This window comes from Devosia sp. (genome assembly GCF_017307565.1).
GTDB lineage: Bacteria > Pseudomonadota > Alphaproteobacteria > Rhizobiales > Devosiaceae > Devosia.
In genome coordinates this window covers 1-7,032 of the sequence record NZ_JAFKHD010000484.1, presented here as the reverse complement: position 1 = coordinate 7,032, position 7,032 = coordinate 1, and the positions used below count along the sequence as shown (strand labels likewise).

The window sequence follows — 7,032 nt, the reverse complement described above, 5'->3', positions numbered from 1 at the left end:
GGGGCGATAGTAACGGAACGCCCAAGTCATACGCTCGATGACGCGGTCACGACCCCAGCGGTCGATGGTCTGGTTCGGGTCCTTGGAGAAACCGAAGTCATGCACGCTGTCATTGTGACCCTGGCCACCAAAGGCGAGCGAGGCATCGAGCGAGCGCGAGGCTTCGGTCATTTCGCGGGTGCGCAGCACGCCAAGAACCGAACCGCGTTCCGGCCCGATGGCGTTCTGGCCACCTTCGCCGCGGGTGATGCAATAGAGCACCGGACGGATGCCATAGACATGGCGCAGTGCCGCCAGCATGCCGCTGGGCTCGTCGTCAGGGTGCGCACCCGTGGTCATCAGGGTGACCGTCGAGGTCAGGCGCTCGAGCTGACGATACAGTTTTACAATGACGGGTTCGCCCTTCTGCGCCGCAATCAGCTCCAGATCGGACGCGGGAGTTGCCCAGGCCGGAATTTGCGTAGCAGCCAGAAGCGGTGGCACCGACGCAATGAAAGTTCGCCGAGTCAAACGTGGCATAAACTAGATCCTCTCCTTCGGCTGCCTTCGCCACCGACCCCTCCGGTCGGCCGTTGTGACAGCTTCACGACAGACTATGGGAGGCTGATTAACTTAACTCAAGTGTGTTAATCAGATTATTTGGAACGATTTTCGGCAAGGCTTGGCCCTGTGGGAATCTCAATCTCAAAGCGCCGCGAAACCGCGCCAAGACGATACACACGCAGGGCTATGCTGTGCCCCTCAATTCTAAAATTGACGATCTTTTCAGAACATCATACTCTAAATAAGAGTTTTGATGGATACTGGTTCTTCAAATGACGCGCATCGCAGAACATGATAGCGCCTGGACATCCCGGGCAATCAAGATTTTGGACGCCGACGCCCAGCGCTCGGGCGAATCCCATCTGATCCCGATGCAGCTGCCCGGCTTTCCCGAGATCGACTTCTATTTCAAGGACGAGTCCTGCCACCCGACCGGCAGCCTGAAACATCGCCTGGCGCGCTCGCTCATCCTTTATGGCCTCTGCAATGGCGTCATCGGCCCCGACACCCCCCTGGTGGAAGCCTCATCGGGCTCCACTGCGGTCAGCGAAGCCTATTACGCCCGCCTTCTCGGCCTCAAGTTCTACGCCGTGCTGCCGCGCACAACGTCCTGCACCAAGATCGCCGCCATCGAGCAATATGGCGGCCGCTGCGTCTTCGTCGATGAGCCCTCGGCCATCTATGACGAGGCCAGAAACCTCGCCGTGCGCGAAGGCGGTCACTATCTCGACCAGTTCACCTTTGCCGAGCGCGCCACCGACTGGCGCGGCAACAACAATATCGCCGAATCCATCTTCAAGCAGATGGCCATGGAGCGCCACCCCATCCCCCGCTGGGTGGTGATGAGCCCCGGCACCGGCGGCACCTCGGCCACTATCGGCCGCTACATTCTCTACAAGAGCTTTGAAACCGAGCTCTGCGTGCCCGACCCGGAATATTCCGCCTTCTATGAAGGCTGGTGCGAAAAGGACATCGCCTACCGTTGCCAGCGCGGCAGCCGCATCGAAGGCATCGGCCGCCCCCGCATGGAAGCCTCGTTCGTCCCCAATGTTGTCGACGCCATGCTCAAGGTGCCCGACACCGCCTCGATCGCTGCAACCCGCGTGCTCTCGCACCACCTGAGCCACCGCGTCGGCGGCTCCACCGGCACCAATTTCATCGGGCTTCTCTGGGCCGCCGCCGAAATGCAGCAAAGGGGCGAGACCGGCTCTATCGTCACCCTCATCTGCGACAGCGGCGAACGCTACGCGCAGACCTATTTTTCCGATGAGTGGCTGACCCAGAACAGCCTCGACATCGCCCCTGACATCGCCCGCGTTGAAGACGTCATCGCCACGGGCACCTTCAACACGGACCTCCTCATCGCCGGACAGCGCAGGGAACGGGTCTAGGCGCCCCAGAGCCCCACGCCTCTACTCACACGCGACGCAACGCCTCCCCCTTGACGGGGGAGGACGGGAGGGGGCAGCAACACGTACCCAGGCTGGTGTTAGCCCTCAGGCCCGCGCCACCCGCGAAAACTTCACCGGCACCTCGGGGTGATCACTCTCAGTCGCGGCCTGTGCAAAAATTCGCCGCACCGTATCCTCGCCCTCGGTTACCTGCCCAAAAGCCGCAAACCCCTGCCCATCAGGATTGCGCTTGCCCCCGAAATCGAGCTCCGGCTGATCCCCGATACAGATGAAAAATTCCGAAGCCGCCGTGCCCGGCTCGAAGCGCGCCATGGAGACGGTCATGTTCTTGTGCTTGATGCCCGAGACGTCATTAGTCTCATGTGCGATCGGGGCGAACGGTGCTGGCCGCTCGTCCGTGGCGCGATAACCCCACTGCACCACCTCGATCTTGATCGGCTTCTGCGGCTCATTGCCGTTGGTCACAAGACGATAGGCCGTCGCATCGTTGAGATGCCCGCCATCGACATAGGCGAGGAAATTGGCGGCGGTAATCGGCGTGTTCTTGTCATCGACCGCAATAGTGAAGCTGCCGAGTTCGGTCTCGATAATGACGGGAATGGTCACGGAAATCTGTCCAGTTGGGGGATCGAAAAACTCCCGCCGGATGTCCGGCGGGAGCGATCATTTGTTCGCGGTATTGCGTCTGCCTTACTCGGCGATAACGGCGTCGCGGAAGTACGGCACGTTGAGCGGCGAGCGCCAGAAGCCGGTCACCTTGGGGCTCATCATCATGTAGTTGTAGCGATGATACTGCGGCAGGATGACGTGGTCGTTCATCAGGATCGCCTCGGCCTTGCGCATGTCGTCGCGCGAGGTGGCTTCGTCGCTGGCAGACTTGGCCGCTTCGATGGCCGCGTCATAGTCGGCGTTCGACCAGTTCGCGAGGTTGTTGGCGCTGCCGGTAACAAAATTGTCGAGGAAGGTCATCGGGTGCGGATAGTCGGCGCCCCAGCCCATCTGCGCGATCTGGTACTCGACCTTCTGCACTTCCGGATAATAGACCTGCCACTCGGTGGCCTGGATCTCGACGTCGATGTTGAGATTTTCCTTCCACATCTGCTGGATGGCTTCGAGCAGCTTTTCGATCGGCGGGGAGGAATAGGTGACGAACACGGTTTTCGGGAAACCTTCGCCGTTCGGGAAGCCACCCTCAGCGAGTTCCGCCTTGGCGCCTTCGACATCGGCGGTGTCAGACAGACCAAAAGTGTCGCGACCTTCGGTAAAATCTTCACCTGCAAGGCTCATACCCGGCGGCACGAGGCCGAGAGCAGGCGTATCAGCCGACTGCAGCACGAACTCGATGATTTCCGAACGGTCGATCGCCATGGAAAGCGCCTTGCGCACATGGAGATTGTCGAGCGGTGCCTGGTGCGGGTTGAAGAAGGCATAGGTGGTGCCGAGCGCCGGCACGATCATGAAGCCTGGGGATTCAACCGAAAGACGCGGAATTTCCGGTGCCGGCACGGCTTCGATACCATCGACATCGCCGGCTTCAAAAGCGGCCAGCGCCGTTGCCGGATCGGGGATCAGGCGGAAGGTCAGCTTGTCGAGGCTGACGGCATCGGCGTCATAATAGTTCGGGTTCTTTTCAAAGACGACCGACTCGCCCTGGTTGAACGCCGTCACGCGGAACGGGCCGGTGCCGATGAAGGTCGCCGGGCTACGGGTCCAGCCTTCGGGATCGGCCGAGACGATGTCTTCGCGCACCGGGTAGAAGGTCGGATAGTTGAGCAGCTGCAGCATATAGGGCACGCGCTGCTTGAGCGTGAAGGTCAGCGTCTTGTCGTCGGGCGCGGAGATCGCGATCGCCGAAGCATCGCCACCGTTGAACGCCTCTTCAGCGCCCACGATGTGATAAAGCATCTGCGAGTTCATCGCGCCGGTGGTCGGATCGAGCACACGCTTCCAGGAATAGACGAAGTCCGAAGCCTTCACCGGCTCGCCGTCCGACCACTTCGCGTCGCGCAGGTGGAACGTATAGGTGAGGCCATCTTCGGAGATGTCCCAGCTTTCGGCCAGCGCCGGCACGACTTCGCCCTCGGGGCTCAGGCGCACGAGGCCTTCAAAAGTGTTGCCGATGATCGGGGATGCGAAGGTCTCGGCCGTGGTGCCGGGATCGTACTTGGCGCTCTCATTGTTGACCACATATGTCAATTCGCCGGCGGCAAAAGCCGTGCCGACCGAAGCCAGCAGCGCCGCGGTTATGAGCGGCAGAACCAGTCTCTTCATTGCGTTCTCTCCTGTAGCGGGGCCCTTACCCCGTTTGCTTGTTGCGCCAGTTCCCCGGCGAAGTGGCAGGCGGCCAGATGCCCCCCGCCAATATCAGTCAGCTGCGGCTCCACTTTTGCGCACAGCTCCGTCGCAAGTGGACAGCGCGTGCGGAAGCGGCAGCCGGATGGAATGTCGATCGGGCTCGGAATTTCCCCCTGCATCGGCTCCACCGCCCGCGCCGCTTCCGGGTCCGGCACTGGAATGGCCGAGAGCAGTGCCCGCGTATAGGGGTGGCTAGGCCGATGATAGAGATCGGCGCTGGTCGCCAGCTCAACGATTTTCCCGAGATACATCACCCCGATACGGTCCGAGATATGCCGGACCATGGAAAGGTCATGGGTGATGAAGAGATAGGTGAGCCCCAAATCGGCCTGCAGGTCTTCCAGCATATTGACGACCTGAGCCTGCACCGACACGTCGAGCGCCGAAATCGGCTCGTCGCAGATCACCAGATCAGGCTCCAGCGCAATCGCCCGGGCAATGCCGATACGCTGCCGCTGCCCGCCCGAAAATTCATGCGCAAAACGCTGCGCCGAATCACTTGGCAGCCCAACGCGATCGAGCAGGCTCGCCACCTTCTTGCGCCGCTCCGTCGCCGTGCCAATCCCAGCAATCTCCAGCGGCTCGGCGATCAGATCGCCGACGCTCATCCGCGGATTGAGCGAGGCATAAAGGTCCTGAAATATCATCTGCACCCGCCGCCGGAAACTTCCCAGCAGCCCCTCGGGTGCTTTCCCAACCTCATGTCCATCAAAGACAATGCTTCCCGACGTCGGCTCATGCAGGCGAATAACCGTCCGCGCCAGTGTCGATTTTCCGCACCCGGATTCGCCCACGAGCCCCAGCGTCTCGCCCTTCATCAGGTCAAGATCGACACCATCCACCGCCTTCAAAACAGGCTTGGGCCCAAACGGCGCCGCCGGCATCCGGAAATGCTTGTGAAGATCACGCAGCTGCAACAAGGGCTGGGTCATGCCGCCACCTCATGCACCGCATCCACCTTCGGCGCCTCGGGGTGCTGCAACCAGCACCGCGACTGGTGGACACCACCAAACAGCGGCGGCAGCGCCGCCATACACTGGCTCATTGCATGCGGGCAGCGCGGCGCAAAGGGACACCCCGGCGGCGGCGCCAGCATGTTCGGCGGGCTCCCCGGAATCGGCGTCAGCCTTTTATGTGTATCGTCCCGCAAATCCGGCACGGCCCCCAGGAGCCCCACCGTATAGGGGTGCGCCGGCCGCGCAAAAAGCTCCCGCACCGGTGCCGTCTCCATCACCAACCCGCCATAGAGCACCAGCACCCGATCCGTCACTTCGGCGATCACGCCGAGATCGTGTGTAATCAGGATCACCGACATACCGAGCCGCCGCTGCAAATCCTTCAGCAGCGCCAAAATCTGCCGCTGGATAGTCACGTCCAGTGCCGTCGTCGGCTCATCGGCAATCAGCAGTTTCGGATCGCAAGCCAGCGCCATGGCGATCATCACGCGCTGCCGCATGCCGCCCGAAAATTCATGCGGATAGGAATCAAGCCGCTTTGCCGCCGACGGAATCCGCACCAGCTCGAACAACTCCACCGCCCGCGCCCGCGCCTCCGCCGCGCTAGCCTTGCGATGCCGCCTCACCGCCTCCATCACCTGCTCGCCGACCGTCAGCGTAGGGTTGAGCGAAGTCATCGGGTCCTGAAAAATCACCCCAATCCGATTACCCCGCAGGTCCGAAAGCGCCTCTTCGTCGAGCGAGAGAATGTCCGTCCCCTCAAACGTCGCCGATCCCGCCTTGATCGTTCCGCCGGCCTTCAAGAGCCGCAGCACCGACATGCAGGTAATCGATTTCCCCGACCCGCTCTCCCCGACGAGCCCGAGCATCTCGCCCTCATGCACGTCAAAACTGACGCCGCGCACCGCCTGCACTTCGCCGCGCCGCGTAAAGAACGAAGTCGTCAGGTCCCGAACCGAAAGAATTGGCTGGTTCATCGCCCAACCCTCGGATCAAGCGCATCCCGCAGCCCATCGCCCAGGAAGTTGAAGGCAAACATGGTCAGCGAAATCGCCGCCGCCGGGAAGAACAACTGATGCGGATAGGCGCGCAGCGTCTCCACCGCCTCCGAAGTCAGCGAGCCCCAGGACGCCAGCGGCGGCGTCACGCCAAGCCCGATAAAACTCATAAAGCTCTCGATGAAGATGGCCGAGGGGATCAGCATGGTCAGGGTGACAATGATCGGCCCGATGGAATTGGGCAGCAGATGCCGCGTTAAAATCCGCGCCGGCGAAGCCCCCATGGTCCGCGCCGCCGCGACATAGTCCTGGCTCTTCAAACTCAGGATCTGCCCGCGCACGATCCGCGCCATATCCACCCAGAACACCGAGCCGATAGCGACAATGATCGACAGCAACCCCGAGTCAAAAACCACCATGAGCAGCACGACATAAAGCGTCAGCGGAATGGTCGAAATAATCTCGACGAACCGCATCATCACCGCGTCGACCTTGCCGCCCATGTACCCTGCGATCCCGCCATAAAACACGCCAATGAAAAAATTGACGAGTGTCGCGACAAAGGCCACGGTCAGCGAAATCTGCGCGCCATAAAGCTGGCGCACCAGAATATCGCGCCCCAACTGGTCGGTGCCGAAAAGATAGGTCCGGTTCCAACTCCAGCCGCTCGGCCTGACTTCGCTGCCGTCTTCGAGCAGCAACCGCACCGGTAGTTTTGAATAGTCGAGCGTCAGCGTCTGGTCGCCAAATTCATAGGGCTGGCTCTTC

General features: G+C 61.4%; 7 protein-coding genes. 1 reads left to right on the top strand and 6 read right to left on the bottom strand.

Translation table 11 applies throughout. The annotated features are described in order from the left end of the window. Positions 1 to 519, bottom strand: a 519-nt coding sequence (locus J0I64_RS21165; RefSeq protein ID WP_291412021.1) for a PIG-L family deacetylase, incomplete at its 3' end; no start/stop codon positions are given. Between the two features lie 296 nt (positions 520 to 815). Here J0I64_RS21165 and J0I64_RS21160 point away from each other — a divergent pair. Then, complete coding sequence (locus J0I64_RS21160) at positions 816 to 1,934, top strand: PLP-dependent cysteine synthase family protein (RefSeq protein ID WP_291412019.1); 1,119 nt, start codon at positions 816 to 818, stop codon at positions 1,932 to 1,934. Between the two features lie 105 nt (positions 1,935 to 2,039). Here the strand turns inward: J0I64_RS21160 and J0I64_RS21155 are convergent, their stop codons facing one another. The 5 genes from J0I64_RS21155 to J0I64_RS21135 form a co-directional block, all read right to left on the bottom strand. Beyond that, entirely contained in the window at positions 2,040 to 2,561 is a 522-nt protein-coding gene (locus J0I64_RS21155) for a peptidylprolyl isomerase (RefSeq protein ID WP_291412017.1), read from the bottom strand. An 84-nt stretch (positions 2,562 to 2,645) separates the two neighbouring features. Further along, the gene (locus tag J0I64_RS21150) at positions 2,646 to 4,226 is read right to left on the bottom strand and encodes an ABC transporter substrate-binding protein (RefSeq protein ID WP_291412015.1); all 1,581 of its coding nucleotides are present in this window, start codon (positions 4,224 to 4,226) and stop codon (positions 2,646 to 2,648) included. Continuing rightward, positions 4,223 to 5,242, bottom strand: coding sequence for an oligopeptide/dipeptide ABC transporter ATP-binding protein (locus tag J0I64_RS21145; RefSeq protein WP_291412013.1), 1,020 nt, complete (start codon positions 5,240 to 5,242; stop codon positions 4,223 to 4,225). Before J0I64_RS21145 ends, J0I64_RS21150 begins: the two co-directional genes overlap by 4 nt. Next, the gene (locus J0I64_RS21140; RefSeq protein WP_291412011.1) at positions 5,239 to 6,243 is read right to left on the bottom strand and encodes an ABC transporter ATP-binding protein; all 1,005 of its coding nucleotides are present in this window, start codon (positions 6,241 to 6,243) and stop codon (positions 5,239 to 5,241) included. Before J0I64_RS21140 ends, J0I64_RS21145 begins: the two co-directional genes overlap by 4 nt. Then, positions 6,240 to 7,032: ABC transporter permease (locus tag J0I64_RS21135; RefSeq protein ID WP_291412009.1), on the bottom strand; the 793-nt coding region annotated here is incomplete at its 5' end. The genes J0I64_RS21140 and J0I64_RS21135, both read right to left, overlap by 4 nt.